At 53.3% G+C, this 18,150-nt stretch carries 19 protein-coding genes and 1 pseudogene; 3 read left to right on the forward strand and 17 right to left on the reverse strand.

The genetic code is table 11. The annotated features are described in order from the left end of the window. Positions 1-4: 4 nt before the first annotated feature. From QOX26_RS08325 to QOX26_RS08405, 17 genes and pseudogenes are all read right to left on the reverse strand, one after another. Positions 5-730, reverse strand: coding sequence for a hypothetical protein (locus QOX26_RS08325; protein ID WP_283674512.1), 726 nt, complete (start codon positions 728-730; stop codon positions 5-7). A 29-nt stretch (positions 731-759) separates the two neighbouring features. After that, positions 760-1,581 carry an ethanolamine utilization protein EutJ gene (gene eutJ, locus QOX26_RS08330; protein WP_283674513.1) on the reverse strand — a complete coding sequence of 274 codons (822 nt, stop codon included), beginning with the start codon at positions 1,579-1,581 and terminating at the stop codon, positions 760-762. A gap of 29 nt (positions 1,582-1,610) precedes the next feature. Next, the gene (locus tag QOX26_RS08335; protein WP_283674514.1) at positions 1,611-2,222 is read right to left on the reverse strand and encodes a PduL/EutD family phosphate acyltransferase; all 612 of its coding nucleotides are present in this window, start codon (positions 2,220-2,222) and stop codon (positions 1,611-1,613) included. Between the two features lie 10 nt (positions 2,223-2,232). Beyond that, positions 2,233-3,000, reverse strand: coding sequence for an ATP-binding protein (locus QOX26_RS08340; RefSeq protein ID WP_283674515.1), 768 nt, complete (start codon positions 2,998-3,000; stop codon positions 2,233-2,235). Between the two features lie 36 nt (positions 3,001-3,036). Beyond that, positions 3,037-3,321, reverse strand: coding sequence for an ethanolamine utilization microcompartment protein EutM (eutM, locus tag QOX26_RS08345; protein ID WP_283674516.1), 285 nt, complete (start codon positions 3,319-3,321; stop codon positions 3,037-3,039). Positions 3,322-3,351: 30 nt separating this feature from the next. Then, complete coding sequence (locus tag QOX26_RS08350) at positions 3,352-3,639, reverse strand: BMC domain-containing protein (protein ID WP_283674517.1); 288 nt, start codon at positions 3,637-3,639, stop codon at positions 3,352-3,354. An 18-nt stretch (positions 3,640-3,657) separates the two neighbouring features. After that, positions 3,658-5,142: an acetaldehyde dehydrogenase (acetylating) gene (locus QOX26_RS08355; RefSeq protein WP_283674518.1), complete on the reverse strand. Its 1,485-nt coding sequence runs from the start codon at positions 5,140-5,142 to the stop codon at positions 3,658-3,660. Between the two features lie 366 nt (positions 5,143-5,508). Further along, a pseudogene (locus QOX26_RS14335) lies at positions 5,509-5,751 on the reverse strand (BMC domain-containing protein); the annotation flags it as partial. Positions 5,752-5,827: 76 nt separating this feature from the next. Then, positions 5,828-6,478, reverse strand: a complete 651-nt coding sequence (gene eutL, locus QOX26_RS08365; protein ID WP_283674520.1) for an ethanolamine utilization microcompartment protein EutL — start codon at positions 6,476-6,478, stop codon at positions 5,828-5,830. A gap of 17 nt (positions 6,479-6,495) precedes the next feature. Continuing rightward, the gene (gene eutC, locus QOX26_RS08370; protein ID WP_283674521.1) at positions 6,496-7,389 is read right to left on the reverse strand and encodes an ethanolamine ammonia-lyase subunit EutC; all 894 of its coding nucleotides are present in this window, start codon (positions 7,387-7,389) and stop codon (positions 6,496-6,498) included. A gap of 19 nt (positions 7,390-7,408) precedes the next feature. Then, positions 7,409-8,779 (reverse strand): ethanolamine ammonia-lyase subunit EutB, encoded by a 1,371-nt coding sequence (locus QOX26_RS08375; protein ID WP_283674522.1) that lies wholly within the window; start codon positions 8,777-8,779, stop codon positions 7,409-7,411. 27 nt (positions 8,780-8,806) lie between these two features. Beyond that, on the reverse strand, positions 8,807-10,237 hold the full coding sequence (eutA, locus tag QOX26_RS08380) for an ethanolamine ammonia-lyase reactivating factor EutA (RefSeq protein WP_283674523.1): 1,431 nt from the start codon (positions 10,235-10,237) through the stop codon (positions 8,807-8,809). 98 nt (positions 10,238-10,335) lie between these two features. Further along, positions 10,336-11,760 carry a sensor histidine kinase gene (locus tag QOX26_RS08385; RefSeq protein WP_283674524.1) on the reverse strand — a complete coding sequence of 475 codons (1,425 nt, stop codon included), beginning with the start codon at positions 11,758-11,760 and terminating at the stop codon, positions 10,336-10,338. Between the two features lie 3 nt (positions 11,761-11,763). Next, positions 11,764-12,348, reverse strand: coding sequence for an ANTAR domain-containing response regulator (locus QOX26_RS08390; protein ID WP_283674525.1), 585 nt, complete (start codon positions 12,346-12,348; stop codon positions 11,764-11,766). Positions 12,349-12,375: 27 nt separating this feature from the next. Then, the gene (locus QOX26_RS08395) at positions 12,376-12,822 is read right to left on the reverse strand and encodes a EutP/PduV family microcompartment system protein (RefSeq protein ID WP_283674526.1); all 447 of its coding nucleotides are present in this window, start codon (positions 12,820-12,822) and stop codon (positions 12,376-12,378) included. A 15-nt stretch (positions 12,823-12,837) separates the two neighbouring features. Then, positions 12,838-13,188, reverse strand: a complete 351-nt coding sequence (locus QOX26_RS08400; RefSeq protein ID WP_283674527.1) for a BMC domain-containing protein — start codon at positions 13,186-13,188, stop codon at positions 12,838-12,840. Positions 13,189-13,217: 29 nt separating this feature from the next. Next, positions 13,218-14,369: a 1-propanol dehydrogenase PduQ gene (locus QOX26_RS08405; RefSeq protein WP_283674528.1), complete on the reverse strand. Its 1,152-nt coding sequence runs from the start codon at positions 14,367-14,369 to the stop codon at positions 13,218-13,220. 331 nt (positions 14,370-14,700) lie between these two features. On the opposite strand from QOX26_RS08405, the gene QOX26_RS08410 reads away from it, so the two are divergent. The 3 genes from QOX26_RS08410 to QOX26_RS08420 all read left to right on the forward strand — a co-directional run bounded on the left by QOX26_RS08410 (position 14,701) and on the right by QOX26_RS08420 (position 18,124). Further along, entirely contained in the window at positions 14,701-15,933 is a 1,233-nt protein-coding gene (locus QOX26_RS08410) for a GNAT family N-acetyltransferase (protein ID WP_283674529.1), read from the forward strand. Between the two features lie 141 nt (positions 15,934-16,074). Then, complete coding sequence (locus tag QOX26_RS08415) at positions 16,075-16,653, forward strand: TetR/AcrR family transcriptional regulator (RefSeq protein WP_283674530.1); 579 nt, start codon at positions 16,075-16,077, stop codon at positions 16,651-16,653. 157 nt (positions 16,654-16,810) lie between these two features. Then, positions 16,811-18,124, forward strand: coding sequence for an MATE family efflux transporter (locus QOX26_RS08420; protein ID WP_283674531.1), 1,314 nt, complete (start codon positions 16,811-16,813; stop codon positions 18,122-18,124). The last annotated feature ends 26 nt before the right edge of the window (positions 18,125-18,150 follow it).

Raw genomic sequence — 18,150 nt, forward strand, 5'->3', positions numbered from 1 at the left:
GGTTTCAGCAGTCGCGCATAATCGTGACCCGTCTGGTGTGTGCGTATTCACGGGCAAGGTCGGTCACAATCGCCTTTTTGGCAACGTGCAAAACGCCTACGCCTTGCGAACAAACCAGGCTGATGTCCTTTTCCGTAATGACCTTTTTGGCGATTGATGCCTCTCCACATGCCGCCTTCTGCTCTATCGGCACGGGAGCGGATGCACAGGCTGCCTGATGAATTTCGCCGGTTAAAATTGCATCCTCCAAACAGTCCTGCGGGCAGATTATCACCCCTGCCTGTTCCAGCAGACGCAGCTTCTCGCGAAGCATTTGATAATAAGCCGACGGTGCTGTTTGCTTATATTGATACAGTTCAACCGCCTCACGCGGCACAAAGATTTTTTTGCCCATCAGGATTGCCTTCTGCGCCAATGCGGTAAACGGCGTATCGCACACACCGCCGGCAAGCCTTGCAAGCGCATCGCACGACAATGTGTAGAGAATGACCGCTTCGTAATTTGCAATATCAACTTGATAATCACGCAGCAACGCACAATCGGTATGGTAATACTCGAGGAGTCTGGAGCTTTCCAGCAGGCTATGGCAGTGGTCACCGTGCTCCTGCGTCAAAATCAGCAGGCCCGGCTTATCGTCACAAACACAGGCTGCTTCAGCTATCGCCGGAGCCTCCTCCAACTTTGCCGCAACCCGGCTGACAATCTCCTCTACCAATGCGTTAAAGTCCATTCCTTCCCCTCCTTTCCATCAAAAATGGATTATAGCTTACAGTTCATTGCAATGCCTGCGGGTGTAACCAAAAACGGATTTTGGGGTTTTACCGTCTCAATGCCGATTTCACGTTGAAAAATCCCTTCAATCCCAGTGAGACAGCAGGTGCCGCCGCACAGATAAATGGTGTCAACGTTATCCTTATCGATATAACGGCTGACGATGGACGACATTTTTTCGATTACTGCCTTGACCACCGGAAGAATCTCCCGGTGACGGGTATAATCCTGCTTAATCTGCTCGGCCTCGGCAAAGGGAATGTGATAGTTCCCAGCGAGAACCAATGTCAGATGTGTGCCGCCTGTCGGTTCATCCTCAATCTGCACGACCTTGCCATCCTTTAGAATGGCAAGTCCTGTCGTGCCGCCACCGATATCCACAACAACACCATCTTCAATCCGATAGACCGAGTTGGCTGCGGTCGGCTCATCGAGAATCTCTGTTACCTCAAACCCTGCACCCTCGGCAACATACTGATGCGTTCGCGCCGAGGATTCCGTGCCGGCCGGCATGGCAATCGCACAATTGATCAACTCCACGCCCAGCCGTTCCTCTAATTTGGCTTTCAACTCGCGGACAATACGGAGCGCGCCGGAATAATCGATTACAACGCCGTCTCTCAGCACACTTGCCGCTTGTTTTTCGCACGCGACCGGGTTATCTTCTTCATCCAGTACGACCAGTACGATATAGGCCGTTCCCAAATCAAGACCAACCTTAAGCTTGCTGCCGACCGGCTTGAACGTCGTCGTCTCCGACTGCTCCACCCGATCCATATAGGCGTTGATGCGTTCTAAATCTATCTTCATTCCAGTTCGCTCCTTTGCGCAGAAATTAGCTACTTCACAATCCGGCCCAATGTAAAGCCACTTACCAATGCCGCATTCGCTTCATCAAAGTCAATGTGCATACGGCATGCAGCTTTATCGCTGACACGAATCAGCACGTCCCGGTACACCAACGGACGTTCGGTCAACACCTCTACCCCGACGATCTGCTTGTCGGTCACGCCCATGATTGATGCCACATCCGGCGTCAGGTGCACATGACGCTGTGCGATGATCGCACCCTCGCTAACGGTAATCGAGCCACACGGCCCTTCAATGGTAATCGAACCCGATCCCTTGACGTTGCCCGACTCCCGCACCGGCGCTTTCACGCCCAGTTCAACACAGTCGCTCTGCGACAGTTCAATCTGAGTCGCCGGGCGCACCGGACCGAGCACCGCCGTGCGTTCCTTGCGCCCCTTTGGTCCGATAACGGTCACGCGCTCTTCGCTGAGAAACTGCCCCGGCTGAGACAGCGGACGCTTCGGCGTGAGCTTTGCACCCTTGCCAAACAACAACTCCAAATCCGTCTCGGTCAAATGCACATGGCGCGCGGAAATTTCGACTTCTACCAGTCCTGCACGAAACATCGCGTTTAGAACGGTCTGAACAATCTGTTCCATGCGCACCTCCTCACTTATACAGTCCTGCAAGGTGCATGCACATCATGATGTGCATGGCGCTCGACAACCGGTTGAGTTCTTCAATCAAATCACTGCGCGTGCATTTCTTACCTTCGCGGAAGGCTTCGCTAGCCGATACCTCGGTTTCGCGGACGGCCGTACGCAGCTGATTGAGCAGTGCATATTCCTTACCCAGCGTATAGTCGGGCAGAACCATCTGCTTGATTTGAAAAAACTTCATCGGATCGTGCGAGCGCTCTCGCAGTTCCGCGTGGCTAAGCCCCAGGATGCGGTTATTATAGAACGGCTCATCGAGCACATCGCAACGCATCATTTCGCGCAGCACGTGTACAATGCCGCTTAAATCTTCCAGCAGTTTCTGGCTGCCGCCGCCTTCCTGAATGATTGCTTGATTGAGTACAAACAAAGCCTGCAGACTATCCAATTTGCCTCGAAACACGATGCGTGGATGGTTTTTTGGGACAAGTACATTGCCGTGCAGATGAGTCATATGCTCCGGCTTTTCCATGTAAAACGCACCGGTTTCATAATCAACAAATTTGGGTCGAGGCGCCTCGACCGCAGATGCAACCACCGGCATCGGGGGCACCGGTGTTGCGACGACCGCAGGCGCCTTATCCTTGGAAATCTTGATTTTCCGCTGCTGCAGGTATTCGCGTGCGGCGGGCGACAGAATCTTGCCCTCCGGAATATAGAAAATTTCCGGCTCGCTCGCTCGCAGCTCTTCACGCAGCAGCTGTTCTGTGATGACCTTCACACGCTTCACCCCCTAAAAGGTCAAGTTTGAAAACAATTAACCTTCGAGGGTCGGAAGAATGAATTCGACCTCGCCGTGCGGACGCGGAATGACGTGTACCGAAATCAGTTCGCCCACGCGCTCAGCCGCCGCAGCGCCTGCGTCCGTCGCCGCCTTGACCGCGCCGACATCGCCGCGCACCATAACGGTGACAAGGCCTCCGCCCACGTGAACTTTACCAATCAGCGTGACGTTTGCCGCCTTGACCATTGCGTCCGCCGCTTCAATCGAAGCGACCAGACCCTTGGTTTCAATCATGCCCAGTGCTTGCATCGCTGCCATATCAGTTGCTCCTTCCTCTAACTACCGCGCTTACTTTTCAAGCGTCGGCAAAATGAATTCTACTTCCTCGTGCGGACGCGGAATCACGTGTACCGAAATCAGATCGCCTACACGCTCAGCCGCTGCGGCGCCTGCGTCTGTTGCAGCCTTGACCGCGCCGACATCGCCGCGCACCATAACGGTGACAAGACCGCCACCAACATGCACTTTACCAATCAGCGTAACATTTGCTGCCTTAACCATTGCATCGGCCGCCTCGATTGATGCTACAAGACCCTTGGTCTCAATCATGCCCAATGCCTGCATTGCGCTTGCCATATGGTATGCCTCCTTCTGTTATACGGCTCTAAGCCGCTCAATAATTTTCTTCACGATTTGGTCCACTGCATCTGTGCTCATATTTGCGTCCGCATGCGTGCGGCAGATGCCGTCCGAGCAATCCGGAACCTGCTTGCGGATATCCTCCAGCTCCAGCAGGCCATACGCAACATAGCGCCGGTCAAGCAGGTTCATCGGCCCGACGTTCTCTGAAGTAGCCGAACCACCGACCGCACCGCAGCCCAGTGTCAGCGCGGGCATCAAGCCGGTCGAACCGCCGATACCGCCAAGCGCCGAAGGCGTATTGACGAGGAAACGGGAAGCCGGAATGCGTTTTGCAAAATAGTCGACAATTTTGTCGTCCTTCGTATGCATGGAGAACGTGTGCCCTGCACCTTCATAGTGGAGAATCGTGCAGCAGGTGTCACAAACATCCCTGTAATCCTCTCCCATGTAAAACGCAAGAATCGGACCCAGTTTTTCGTTGGAATACGGATGCCCACGGCCGACGCCGTCTTCATCTGCAACCAATACGCGCGCCGTCTTCGGAATTTCCAATCCTGCAAGCTCTGCAATCGTCTGCACGCTGCGCCCGACAATTTCGGGGTTCATTGTCCCGTTCGCACGCAGAATGAATTTGCCGAGTTTCGCGCGCTCCTCGGGTGTGAGGAAATACGCGCCTTGTCGCTCCATTTCATCCTGTATCGCAGCACGCATATCCTTGTCACAGATGATTGACTGCTCAGATGCACAAATCGTACCGTTGTCGAACGTTTTGGAATCCAGAATGCGCTTGACCGCGAGCGGAATATCCGCCGTGCGCTCAATGTAAGCCGGTCCGTTGCCGGGACCTACACCGATGGCCGGAGTGCCGGATGAGTACGCGGCACGAACCATCGCGCTACCGCCGGTCGCGAGAATCATGGCGGTATCCGGGTGCTTCATCAGGTTGTCAGTCGCCTGCATGGTCGGAATTGTTATGCAGGAAACCAGATTTTCATTGCCGCCCGCCTCTGCAATTGCCTGTCGGATGACCTTAACGGTCTCCAAAATGCAGCGCAGTGCGCTCGGATGAGGCGAAAAGACGATTGCGTTGCCCGCTTTAATTGCAATCTCTGATTTATACAGCGCAGTCGAAGTCGGGTTGGTAGACGGAATCAGTCCGGCAATTACGCCAACCGGGACCGCGAGGACTCGAACTCGTTTTTCATCATCACGGTCAATTTCGCCAATCGTCTTCATGTCCTTGATATGCTCATATACGCCGTGGCTGGCAAAGATGTTTTTAATCACCTTGTCGTCCACTACGCCAAAACCGGTATCCTCATGAGCCATCTGCGCCAGACGGCGGGCATTGCGCACACCTGCGTCCGCGATCGAGCGGACAATATGGTCAACCTGCGCCTGACTCATGCTCGCGAGTTCTTGCTGCGCTGTCTTGGCCGCATGTACCAGCTCTCGGACTTCCTGCATGGATAATAGGTCTTTGTCATAAAGCTGCATATGCTACTCCTCCTGTCCGCTCGCTTCAATGATACGAGCGATCAGTTCTTCTTTTTTTGCAAACCGGATTTCCTTCGCGCTCATGCCGGTTGATCCCAGACCACGTGCCAATGCACGCAGCTTTGCAACCGTCATCCTCTGCATCACACTTTCCGGGGGAACGATGAAACTGCCGGACGGTCTTTGCTCTAATGCTGGCGTTTCGTCATCCTCCTCGTCCTCATCCTCTTCGGGCTCCTCCTCTTCAGATAAGTTTTCTTCCGAAGCAGACTGCTCGGATGCCACTTCCGATGCAGGGGCGGGTTCGGTCTCCGGTTCGGGATCTGGCTCGGGTGCGGGAGGTGCGGGAATCGTTGGCGGATGATCTAAAATGCCCTCCACATCAGCCGCAGGACGCGGAATGACATGGACAGAAATCAATTCACCAACCCGTTCGGCCGCCGCAGCACCCGCGTCCACCGCAGCTTTGACCGCGCCGACATCGCCCCGCACCATAACAGTGACCAGACCGCCGCCGACCTGCGTCTTGCTCTGCAGCGTAACGTTCGCCGCTTTCACCATGGCATCGGCCGCTTCAATCGCACCGACCAGACCCCTGGTTTCGATCATACCCAAAGCATTCAATCAAATCCCTCCATTTCCCGGCACGGCATGACCGCCGCCGCGCCGAACTTCCGGATTTTGATTATACCTTCGGATTGTCCGCTACAAACTCAACTGCCGCAGCAAATGCCTCACAGGCAGATTTGCAGGCGGACTGCGAGCCGGTCAGCAGCGCGCCGCCGAAGTTGGTCTCACTCGGAGGAGCGTACAGCACGCACATCTTGACATCGGCTGCCTTGAGCGCCGCATCAATACCGTATACAGCTTCCAGCGGGGGTGCAATTAGGTAAGCCAGCGCTTCACCTTCAGCAATGCCTGCGCCGTCGGACAGATAAGAGCCGGTACGGGAGATGCACTGCGCATAGTAAACGATGGTGTCATCCTCGTTCGCCGAAATGAAGTAAGCCTCATTTTCTACCATATCCACAGCAGCTGCAAGGCCAGCCTTTACTTCAGCCGGATTGGGTCCTGCCAGAATGCCGATAAACTCACCGGCAAGCTTTGTGTTTGCGTTGGCCGCGCCGGCGTAGCAGCTCTTTGCATATACGACCTTAACGTCAGCCTTCTTGGTTGCTTCATCAATTGCGGTATAGCCGACATCATCACAGTCGGTAGTTAAAAGGGCGAGAGATTTCTGCTCGGGCGACAAGCCCAGCTTTTCCGCCAAATCGGCAGAAACGTTAGGAATGAGTTTCGAGGCCAGCACGGTAGCTCTAACGGGATCTCTTTTCATGTCATGTTCCTCCCTAATTACAGTTTCAGATCGGTACCGCTGGCTTTTCTCTCCAGCATGATTTTAATAATTTCCGCGATATGTGCGCCCGCTTCTGCAGGGATTGTACCATTCCGGTGGATATTGGAAACAACGGTTCTGCGCGCTTCCGGCATGCCTACCGTTGCCTTATAGGCGATATACGCAGACATCGACTCGGCCGTAATCAGGCCGGGACGCTCACCGATTAGCGTACAGGTGATTTCCGCACCGGTCAGCTCGGAAATTTGATCCATAACGCCCACACGGCCGTACTTGACGAAGAACGGCGTGCCGACATCAATACGATAGCTCTGCAGACCCTGCATGATAGCAGGCAACAGGTCACCGATATTCGCGGAAACCGCCGCGGATGACAGGCCATCGGCTACATAAATCTGTACCGTCGGGTTCTTCTTGCATTTTTCCTTAATTGTCGCTACGCCTTCATCGCTCAGCTTGCGGCCGAGGTCAGGGCGGGTCAGGTAGATATCCTTGCTGTCACACTGCGTCTGCACGGTAAACAGATTCACGCCGTCAACAAACGCCTGATCCACATCGCTGAACACGGCATCCTGCGCGGCGGAATGTGCGGCGCGGAACTGCAGCTGAGGATCGGTCTTGTAGCGAGCACCGGCCTTGCCAATGCCCAGGCGGCACGGTGCGTTTGCCTTGAGCTCGGCATACTCCTCGCCGTGCTCGGGGTTTTTCACCAGGTACTGCTTGCGGATGTCAACCTCGGTCACATCCGGGATGCAGCCATCCTCCACCGCAGAGACCGCGCAGGAAGCACAGCTCGCAGCGGGTGCGGCAGCAGGCGCCGCAGCGTCGGACGTGATGTTCATTTCGGTGAGTACCTGCTCAATGATTGCTTTTAAATCCTTCTGATCCATTCTGGTCTGCACCTCCTTCTTACTTGCTCATGAACACAGAAGCGTCGCCCGCTCTGGGGGTCAGCTTGCCATTTTCGGAGAAGCCCATCTTTTCGAGCCACATGTCAAATTCCTTAATTGGACGCAGGCCGAATACTTCACGCAGCGCGGCCGCTTCATGGAAGCCGGTGCACTGGTACATCAGCATGCAGTCATCGCCCTGCGGCACGCCCATGACATAGTTGCAGCCCGCGGCGACCAGCAACGTCGCCAGGTTTTCAATATCATTCTGATCAGCCTTCATGTGGTTGGTGTAGCAGGCATCGCAGCCCATCGGGATACCGGTCAGCTTACCCATGAAGTGATCTTCCAGACCTGCGCGGGTGACCTGCTTTGAGTCGTACAGGTATTCCGGTCCGATAAAACCAACAACCGTATTGACAAGGAACGGATGGTAGCGCTTGGCAAAGCCGTAGCAGCGTGCTTCCATCGTGACCTGATCCCAGCCATTGTGCGCCTCGGAGGACAGTTCCGAGCCTTGACCGGTCTCAAAGTACATGACGTTCGGTCCGGTGCAGGTGCCCTTATGGAGCATCATATCCCGGCCTTCGTCGAGCATCTGCGCGGTCAAACCGAAGGCTTCGTTGCCCTTCTGCGAACCCGCAATCGACTGGAACATCAGGTCGAGCGGCGCATTGAGCTTGGCAGCTGCCTCGGTCTGGGTGGTGACGTGTGCCAGCACGCAAATCTGCGTCGGCACTTCCCACTTGGCCTTAAATTCGTCAAGCATCTTGAGCAGACGCGCAACACTTTCAAGGGAATCATCTACTGGGTTAATGCCGATGACCGCATCGCCGCAGCCAAGGGACAGACCCTCCATGACCGACGCGACAATACCCTTGGGATCATCGGTGGTGTGGTTCGGCTGCAGACGGGACGAGAAAGTACCCGGCAGACCAATCGTTGTATTACAATGGGCAGAAACGCGCATCTTCTTCGCCGCGTAAATCAGGTCAAGGTTGCTCATCAGCTTACAGACGGCTGCAACAATTTCACTGGTCAAGCCGCAGGATGCGCGGCGGATCATTTCCGTTGTTGTCGTTTCGTCCAGCAGCCATTCGCGGAACTCGGCGACTGTCATGTTCTTGTAGTCGTTGAAGATGGTCTCATTGACTGCGTCCTGGATGATGCGAGTTACTTCGTCCTCCTCATAGGGGACGGCCGGCGTGTTGCGGATATCATTCAGCGTGATATGAGAAAGCACAACCTTGGCCGCTACTCTCTCTTCCGCGCTCTCCGCTGCAATACCAGCCAGCTTATCGCCCGACTTCTCTTCATTTGCCTTAGCCATTACTTCCCTGAGTGATTTAAACTCATAGGTATGGCCGAACAGCTTTGTTTTCAGGATCACGTTACTTCACCTCACGTTTTAAAGTTCTCATGAATTGAAAATCAGAGTCTTGATCACAACCGGCACTACGTGCCCGTTTACCAATGGTTCACCGATGTCGATGTAATCGCCGCTCAGCGTTCGGATGCCGTCAATACAGATGACATCCTTTTGATGCTGCAGCAGCACATTCAGCGCATTGCCGAGCACCTTGCCTATGTCGGTCTCCACGACCAGGATCAAGGGGAATTTTGAATCAATCGCCTCCTTCGCGCCTTCGATGATTGCCGCTGCCAAAGCCTGAACCTCCGCAAAACTGGTGCGATTTCGTCCCGTGAACGCAATTGCGATTTGCTCCGGCTTGCCCTCCGGGCGGTACAGCGGCATCTGGTTTATAATAGAAGCCGAGAACGTCTCCAGCGTCGTCTCGTCCTCCTCGGACACTTTAAGAATGGGAATGTTTTTAATCGGCAGCTTGCCCTCAGCATAGCTGATTGTCGAGCCGCTGACCTCGGTTGTGTGCGTGCCTGCGCCGACGACAGTCGCGTTGATGGTTTCCGCCGCCGCGTATCGCTCCACCGAACTAAACGCCGGGTTTCCGTTGATTGCTCGGCCGAGCAGCACGCCGATATCCCCGTAGCGGAATGGATTATCCGCTGTCGGATGGTAAATATAATCTGCTACCCCGCCCGAAAAGGTGATTCCTTTAATGGCTGGTTCTTCGGCAAGCGGCTTGCCGTCGTTGGTGTAAAGCTGAGCATGCTCAGGGGTCATTGGCTTGAGATGCAACGCCTGCGCCAGATGGTCTGCCATGATTTCGCAGACGCGCGTCAGTGTACTCAAATCAGCAGGGTCGCCAACGCTGATTGAAACCCCATGTGCGGCTGCCAAGCTCTTGATTTTCCCGAAAATATATGTAATTTTTCCGTCAGCAACCTTAATCAGACGTCCGCCAATATCCAAGCAGCTTGTGCCCCGCAAAGTCCCCTTTTGGAAAACAGCGATATTGCTCGTGCCTCCGCCGACATCTGTGTTCGCCACCACGGTGCGATGCTCCTCCGAGAATTTATCCGCACCGGCTCCGCGCGCCGACAGCACAGATTCCAAATCCGGTCCGGCTGTTGCAACAACAAAATCACCCGCCAGATCGCTCATCGCTTCCAGCACCTGATTGGCATTGTGCTTGCGTGCCGTCTCGCCTGTTATAATCACTGCACCCGTCTTTAGGTCGGACGGATGCATACCGGCTGCCTTATATTCGTCCCGCACAATTTGTTTCACCGCTTCCGCATCGATTTCGGTTGCTGAAAGCAGCGGCGTAAAATAGATTTTACTGCGGTAAACAACCTCCTTGTCCACGATGCTGATACGCGGTACCGCGTAGCTGCCTGCCTGATTCTCAATGACCAGTCGGCTGAACACCAGCTGGGTGGTCGAAGTGCCGATATCAATACCGACACTGCGTATGACTTCCTGCACGTGTATCCCTCCTGACGAACAAAAAACGACGAAGCCAAAGGCGCAGGAAATTCCCTGCCTTCGGACTTCGTCGTTCCGTTTTCTGCTTCGAGCCGGCGCTACGTCACACCGGTCGGTTCCATTATTTGATTTTTAAAGTCAAAGCTTACGCGTGTTCCACTTTGATCAGACTCAATAACCAGCTTGCCGCGCAGTTTATCCTTGACAAGCGTTTGGACAATCGAAAGTCCCAAACGGTCGGTTCGGATACCGGCAGCATCGAAACCGCAGCCGTCGTCGATAACCGAAATGCGGGAATACAGCTCCCCCCCGGTGACAACGATGCGGATATTGCCTTCGTCTGCTTTGGGAAATGCATACTTGAGTGAATTTTGGAGCAATTCATTGATGATGAGCGCGACCGAGGTCGCAATATCGGAATCGACTTCAAAATCATCTCCCTCGAGCAACACATTCACCGAAAAGTGCGGCCGTGCGAAATATCGTACCGCATTACTTTTGATGTTCATGATGACTTCGCCGATTTTAATCAAATCAACGCCGCTCCGTGCGAGCAGCTCGTGCGTTGCCGCGATGGATAAAATACGATTCATGCTTTCGCCAAGCACCAGCCGTGTCTCCTCGTTGTCTGAACGGCGGCACTGCAGCCGCAGCAGGCTTGCAATGGTCTGTAAATTATTCTTTACCCGGTGATGCATCTCTTTGATAGCCACCGACTTGAGAATCAGCTGCTTCTCCTGTTCCCGCAGGAAGGTGATATCTCGCACAACAACGGCAAAGTCCGTGTCGTCCGAGTCAATTTGGATGCGTTTGACCACCAGCGAATGCTGACCTACCAGCGTTTCTACCGAAGTATATCCATCCGCATCCTCCTGATCCGGTGCCACATCGATTAGACGAATATTTTCGTATTTCTGCCCCAGCACATCTTCCACAAAACCCAGATTGGCGTAGAGTTCTCGCGCAAGTGAATTGCAAAAACTGACGACGCCGTTATAATCAATCATCATCAAGGCTTCATCAATGCACTCGGTCAGCCAGTTATTCCCCTCCACCATATGTGTAATAGCGTTTGCAATGCGTTCATAGCTCTGCTCCGAAAAATGCAGCCGTTCGCTGACTGTTCTCTGTTCGTCCGCACGTTTTTCACGAATCAACACGCCAATCACCCGGTCGCCGTTTTTTATTGGTTCAACCGACTGAATCACGTGTGTACGCTCCTGCGTCACTGCCTTCATCTGCTTGGTTGCAACGCCAAGACGGAAGGTGCGCGCCACTGCAGGTTCGTTTTCAGGTTTAGCCAAAAGACCTACGACCGTCTTCTTATAGGACGACGGCACGCTCTCGGGCTTTGCTTCGGCTACGACGATTGCGTCTCCATCAGACGCCGGACAGTCGACGAAAATATCTGCATCCTCCAGATTGGCCAGTGGCTGCAAAACAGCGGTCATACCCTGGATAATGGCAATTTCCTCATCGGTTAAATCTGTATACTGTTTACAAAGCTGTTCGATAATCTCCATTTGTCAGCCTCCGGCCTGCATCAGCACGATCTCGGCCACACGGCGCATGGAGATATTTTTAACTTGGCTTAGCTTGCGTATGTAATCATAGGATTCCTGCTCCGTCAGTCCGTCACGAGCCATGATTTTTCCCTTTGCTCGTTCTATGATACTGCGGTTCTCCAACCGCTCGGACACTTTGGCAATGTCGCGCCGCAGCTGCCGCATTTCACGGCTGCGTGCAACGGCAAGTTCAATATTCGGAATGAGCGACTTCTCATCGACCGGTTTGACCAGATACCCTCCCACGCCAAGTTCCTTGGCGCTGTCGATAAATTCACGCTCGCTGTATGCCGTCAGCAGAATGACCGTACCGGCCAGCTCCTCCGCAAAAACGATGCGAGCGGCGGATAGGCCATCGAGCAGCGGCATCTTAATATCCATAATGACCAGATCGGGCGACAGCTGTTTGCACAGTTCAATCGCATCAAAGCCGTCTGCGGCTTCGCCTACTACATCATAACCTTTTTCTGATAAAATCTCTTTGAGATCCATTCTCGTGATTGGCTCATCATCTGCGATAATCACGCGAAGCGCGGATTTATCCATGCGGTGTGTCCCCCTGTTTGCTCTCGTTTATTCATATCCCAGCGCGTCCAGCAGTTCTTCAAAGCCTGTGCCCGCTGTGCTGCTGGTCACAAACAGTTGACCTGCACCAGCCATTTTCAGATACTTTTTTGCCTTTACCAACTGATTTTCGTCTGCGAGATCGCTCTTCGTCACAACTCCGATGGCGGGTTTCGCGAACATGCTAGTATATGCCGGCGGAAACATGGTGCCGTTTTCAGTTGCGTCCTGCACCAGCACAATCACATCCGCATCCGTTGCCGTAACCATCAGCGCACCGCGCATATAGGTTCGTTCAAGGTACTCCCCCGGCGTGTCTATCATATTGCGGTTGACGATCTGCACCGTTTGTGTTTTATGGTAGCGCAGCGCTTCATGGCTGAGGAATTGGCACAGCGTCGTCTTGCCCGCGGCCGAACGGCCAATCAAAATGATTCGTTTCTTCTTTTCTGCCATAGCGGATTCCTGTCTTTATGTTTTGGTGATTGGTGCCGGACTGAAGCCCATTTTATTGCACAGCACACCGATTACGTCATGCAGCGCGGCCTCCACAGCAGCAACATCTCCTGTAATGACAAGCGAACCGTTGAATCGATCGACAAAGCCAATCGAAACATCCGCCGCTTTGCTTGCAACATCTGCGGCAATCATAGCCGCTTCGCTTGGCGTGATGGTAAAAATCCCAATCGCGCCGTCTGCATCAATCAGTCCCAGTTTTGCATAAAGCTGCTCCACCGGACTTGCAATCACATGCGCTAGCGTGACCTGCTTACCGGGTACAAATTCCTGAATAATACGCTGCTTCTCATCGATCTCAATCATTTTATCCCTCCGGTCTATGTTGAGCATGCTCAAGTGCGAACCAGAATCGAACGACCCGTATAGGCCTCCCGATAAATCTCGATAATATCTTCTTTGGTGCAGGACTGCGGGTTGGTAGCCGTGCAGCGGTCGGCGATTGCCGCTTCCGCCATCGGTTCTAGCATCCGCTCAAAATCAGCTGCTGACACGCCCGCATCCCGAATGCTGTGCGGAATTCCCATTTTGGATTCAAACCGACGCACGGTGCGAATCAGATTAAGCGCGCTTTGTCGCAGATTAGTCGCTTGCAGCTCCAGCAAAGCTGCAAGCTCCGCATAACGCTCAGCGGTTTTCGTGAGCGCTGAGCGGTCACAGCCCGCGTTAAAACTCATAACATAGGGCAAAAGGATGCCATTTGCACGTCCATGTGCCACGTGTGCCTGCGCGCCGAGCGCATGTGCCATGCTGTGGCACAGTCCGAGACCTGCATTTGAAAAAGCTGCACCCGCCAGGCATGATGCATTGTGCATATTCTGCCGCGCTTCCATATCATTTGGCGATTGATACGCGGTCAGCAAATTTTGATAAACGAGTTCCATCGCTTTTTCGGCCAGTGCATCGGTAAATGAGTTGGCTTCGGTACAAACATACGCTTCGATTGCGTGAGTGAGAACATCAATTCCGGTGTCTGCCGTAACTTTTGGCGGCACCGATTTGGTTAGCTCGGCATCCAAAACGGCGTAATCCGGCAGCAGGCTGTCATCAATCAGTGGATATTTGACACCCTTGTCCCGATCTGTGATGACCGCGAACTTGCTGACCTCCGAACCCGTGCCGCTCGTTGTCGGCACTGCAATAAACGGACAGTCATGCATGTCAAACTCACGAGCAGCAAAATAAACGATTGCCTTTGCCGCATCAATCGGAGAACCGCCGCCAAATGCGATAACCGCCTCCGGCGCAAAATCCAATACCATGCCGACGCCGGCCGATATCATGGAGATATCCGGATCCGGGCCGACCTCGGAGTAGATGCGCCATTCCGCATGCTGCGCCGCCAGACGATCCGTCAAATACTTCACCGCGCCGCTCTCCGCCATGAATTTGTCGGTAACAATGAACACGCGATGCATGCCGCGCAGCACTTCATCCAGCCCCGCGCCGCCGATAAGGATTTTCGTATGTAGGTCGAATCTGTTCATTTGCCCCTTCCCTTTTCCGGGGTCATCGGCATTTTTTGATGCAAAAAAAGCGCCTTGAATCCCCCTTATACAAGATCCAAAAGACGCTGCATCGCACCTTATCCATACTCAATATGCTATAAATCGTTGTCAGCGGCTTCCTCGTCCCTGATCGACTATGTGATTATCATATACCATTTTCATGCAGCCGTCAAGCATATCCTCGGCATTTTCACTGCATTTTCTAAAATCGACCTTGACTTTTTATACGAAACTGACATAATAAAAGAGAACTGGTGAACACGAGCCGTTTCCAGCCGGCTTCGTGATATGTACAATAAGGAGTGAAAAAATGGATATTCGGTTCGTTCTCCCCGAAGAGGTCGGGCAACTGCGACGGAATGTGCTAACTGCATTTCCCTCGAAGACGCCCGACGCACTGCTTCGGAGCATGGAAGGCGAACTGTACCAACCGGACGAGGGACGCTACCTCGGTTGTTTCGATGACAACGGAACACTCGCCGGATCCATTTTAATGATGGATTTCACCCTCAATGTCAGAGGCGTGATGATGCCCATGGGGGCCGCGGCCTATGTTTCCACCAATTTTTTACGCAAAAAGGAGCATATAGCCCGCAACCTGTTACGGGTATTGATGGGGTACTACGCCAAACTGGGGACGCCAATCGGCTGTCTCCATCCATTCAGCCCCTCGTTTTATTATAAAATGGGGTATGGCCACGGCAATGAAAGCACCTATTATACACCGCGAACGCGAGACATCCGTTCGTTTGGCGACAAATCCAATCTGTCTTATGCAGAGCCGGAGGATCAAGAAGAGATTCTCGAATCCTATCGCGCATATGCCGCGCGCACGCACGGTGCGACCGTTCATCACTTTATGGATCCACACCGCATTTTTGACATGCCCTATGTTGTTCTGTGCCGTAAAAACGGACGGATTACCGGCTATTTTACTTTCGAATTCGTCGAAGTTGACCATTATACCGATATGTATCATGATTTGGTCATTCGGGAGATGATTTACGATGATTTGGACACACTTCGGCAATTTATGACCTTTTTTGCCTCCCAAGTCGATCAGATTGAGCGTATTCGCTTTTTGTCACCCGACGAGCACCTGCACCTGATGTTTCTCAATCCAGACAGCGGCGAAAACCGCGCGCATGACGGCTGCATCCATGAAATCGGACGCCGAACCATGGGATATATGGTGCGCTTGTTCGATATTCCAACCTATTTTGCACAGCAAACGCATTGCGAAACGCCGGTCAGCCGGCCGTTTGTACTTGCACTCGATGTTAAAGATGATTTTATCGAGGCAAATAACGGTATCTTTCTTCTGCGAATCGACGGAGACTCTGTCCGGCTTGTTGCAGATGCGCCGCCCGATGTGGTGCTGACCACCGGCATTGCAGAACTATCCTCTTTTGTGATGGGTGCAGTACCGCTGCGGCAGATGCTCGCGCACGGCAGCATGCTTCTGCATGACGAATCCTATGCAGATGACATTCAGCGGGCAATCGGCTGGTCGGTCAAACCGAAAAACTATACTTATTTCTGACTTTTCATGAGGCACCGCTGCACATTGGACAGCGGTGTCTTTTTTATGTACAGGTGTACCGAATACAACACAGTGTTGACTTTCTGCGCTGCGCGCCGTATACTGATGCTATCAAAACCATGTTGCGGAAGGAGCACATGCATGCAGCCAGAAAAAAAACCGAGCCGCCGCGTTCAATATACGTGCGACGCATTGCGCACCGCACTGATTGAACTGCTGCTTCAAAAGCCAATCAAAAACATCACTGTGAAAGACGTCTGCGCCCGCGCCGATATTAATCGCAGCACGTTTTACCTGCACTATCAGGATGTTTATGATTTGATGGAAACCATCGAAACCGATTTGATTTGTGAAATGAACGCTGCCGCCGCTTTCGCAGTCGGAAGCGATCCGCTGTCCCACATGACTTCTATGCTGCACGCCATTCGCAAAAACCGTCTGATTTGTCTGGTGATTTTAAGCGAGCACGGCAGTCCGCAATTTATCAAACGAATCAACCAAATGTCCCGCGAAAATTTTATTGGCCACTGGCATCAACACTTTCCGGATACGCCCCTGCGTCGTTTGGAACTAGTGTATTCCTTCGCCTCCAGCGGCAGTATGGCGGTCATTGAACAATGGCTGCTCGGCGATTGCAAAGAAACCCCGGAGGAAATCGCAGAGCTTCTGAACATCTTTGCCACCAGCTGTCTGCGCTGTCATACGGCTGCATCACAATAATCAGCTTGCTTTTCGCGTTTACTTTTGTTATACTGGGAACATTCGAATATACTCGCGTTGCTTTGTCGCCGGGCAAAGCATATTTTGCGTTCGGAACCAACACCGTTAGGCCTGAGCAGGTGTTGTGTTGCCGGGCGCTTTCTTTGTGGAGGGAGAAATGAAACACCAATCACTGCGGCAGGAATTCGCCAAATATGTTTCACTCAATATTTTTGGGATGATCGGGGTATCCTGCTACATTCTGGCAGACACATTCTTTATTGCCCGCGGCGTAGGCTCAGCCGGCCTGACCGCGCTTAATCTGGCCATTCCCGCATACAGCCTGATGCATGGCATCGGTTTGATGATCGGTATTGGCGGAGCGACACGCTACTCTGTCTGTCGCGCGCAGAACGATACCGAAGAGGCCGACCGAATCTTTACCCACGCTACCTTTTTGGCGCTGTTGGTCGGCATCCTTGCGCTAATCATCGGTGCATTCGCCGCAGGTCCGCTCTCGCGTCTGCTCGGCGCGGATGACCAAACCTTTTTCTTGACCAGCAACTATCTTCGTATTCTGCTTTGCTTTGGTCCCGCATTTGTCTTAAATGATGTGCTAACTGCCTTTGTCCGTAACGATGGTGCGCCGCGGCTCGCAATGATGGCCATGCTAATCGGAAGTCTGACGAATATCGTGCTCGATTATGTGCTCGTTTTCCCGTGCGGACTGGGCATTTTCGGCGCGGCTCTCGCAACTGGACTGTCCCCCATTATCGGTATCATCGTGCTCTCCTTTCATTTGCGCAGTGATGCCTGCCGGTTCCGTCTGGAAAAGCAAAAAATCCGGCCGCGTTTATTTTCCGCGCTCTGCATGCCCGGAATATCTACGTTGATTAACGAACTTTCCACCGGCTTTGTACTGCTGATGTTCAATCTGGTCATTCTGCGTCTGGCCGGAAATATCGGCGTGGCGGCCTATGGCGTGGTTGCAAACGTTGCCATCGTCGGCGTATCGATTTTTACCGGCATCGCGCAAGGCACTCAGCCCTTGGTCAGCAGCTATTACGGCCGCGGCGAGACACATACGCTCCATCGGCTGTTTCGATACGCGCTCATGCTTTCGCTGATAATTGCCACCGCGCTTTATCTGGTCATCTTCTTGTGGGCCGAGCCGCTCACCGCCGCCTTTAACAGTGAGGGCGACCCCGTACTTACCTCGTTTGCGGTCAAGGGACTGCGCATCTACTTCCTCGGTTTCTGGTGCGCGGGTGTCAATATCATCTCCTCTGCCTATTTCAGCGCGATTGAGCAGACGCGGCAAGGCTTTGTGCTTTCGCTGCTGCGTGGTTTGATTGCAAACGCCCCGATTCTGCTCATACTGGCGTCGGTTTTTCACATGAACGGCGTGTGGGCAACCTTCCCCGCCGTCGAACTGGTGACTGCGCTCGTGACCGTACTGTTTTCCATCCGACATTTCAAAAAGCAGGCATAAAAAAGCGCCCCGACAAAAAGTCGGGG

It is taken from the genome of Butyricicoccus sp. Marseille-Q5471 (assembly GCF_951230135.1).
GTDB lineage: Bacteria > Bacillota > Clostridia > Oscillospirales > Butyricicoccaceae > Agathobaculum.

Excerpts from the sequence above, each read along its gene's own strand:
- QOX26_RS08390 (WP_283674525.1), bottom strand. The coding sequence starts at position 12,348 with ATGGATAAATCCGCGCTTCGCGTGATTATCGCAGATGATGAGCCAATC.
- QOX26_RS08355 (WP_283674518.1), bottom strand. The coding sequence starts at position 5,142 with ATGCAGCTTTATGACAAAGACCTATTATCCATGCAGGAAGTCCGAGAG.
- QOX26_RS08350 (WP_283674517.1), bottom strand. The coding sequence starts at position 3,639 with ATGGCAAGCGCAATGCAGGCATTGGGCATGATTGAGACCAAGGGTCTT.
- QOX26_RS08410 (WP_283674529.1), top strand. The coding sequence starts at position 14,701 with ATGGATATTCGGTTCGTTCTCCCCGAAGAGGTCGGGCAACTGCGACGG.
- QOX26_RS08415 (WP_283674530.1), top strand. The coding sequence starts at position 16,075 with ATGCAGCCAGAAAAAAAACCGAGCCGCCGCGTTCAATATACGTGCGAC.
- QOX26_RS08400 (WP_283674527.1), bottom strand. The coding sequence starts at position 13,188 with ATGATTGAGATCGATGAGAAGCAGCGTATTATTCAGGAATTTGTACCC.
- eutJ (WP_283674513.1), bottom strand. The coding sequence starts at position 1,581 with ATGAAGATAGATTTAGAACGCATCAACGCCTATATGGATCGGGTGGAG.
- QOX26_RS08395 (WP_283674526.1), bottom strand. The coding sequence starts at position 12,822 with ATGGCAGAAAAGAAGAAACGAATCATTTTGATTGGCCGTTCGGCCGCG.
- QOX26_RS08325 (WP_283674512.1), bottom strand. The coding sequence starts at position 730 with ATGGACTTTAACGCATTGGTAGAGGAGATTGTCAGCCGGGTTGCGGCA.
- QOX26_RS08405 (WP_283674528.1), bottom strand. The coding sequence starts at position 14,369 with ATGAACAGATTCGACCTACATACGAAAATCCTTATCGGCGGCGCGGGG.
- QOX26_RS08385 (WP_283674524.1), bottom strand. The coding sequence starts at position 11,760 with ATGGAGATTATCGAACAGCTTTGTAAACAGTATACAGATTTAACCGAT.
- eutL (WP_283674520.1), bottom strand. The coding sequence starts at position 6,478 with ATGAAAAGAGATCCCGTTAGAGCTACCGTGCTGGCCTCGAAACTCATT.
- QOX26_RS08420 (WP_283674531.1), top strand. The coding sequence starts at position 16,811 with ATGAAACACCAATCACTGCGGCAGGAATTCGCCAAATATGTTTCACTC.
- eutM (WP_283674516.1), bottom strand. The coding sequence starts at position 3,321 with ATGGCAGCGATGCAAGCACTGGGCATGATTGAAACCAAGGGTCTGGTC.
- QOX26_RS08335 (WP_283674514.1), bottom strand. The coding sequence starts at position 2,222 with ATGGAACAGATTGTTCAGACCGTTCTAAACGCGATGTTTCGTGCAGGA.
- eutC (WP_283674521.1), bottom strand. The coding sequence starts at position 7,389 with ATGGATCAGAAGGATTTAAAAGCAATCATTGAGCAGGTACTCACCGAA.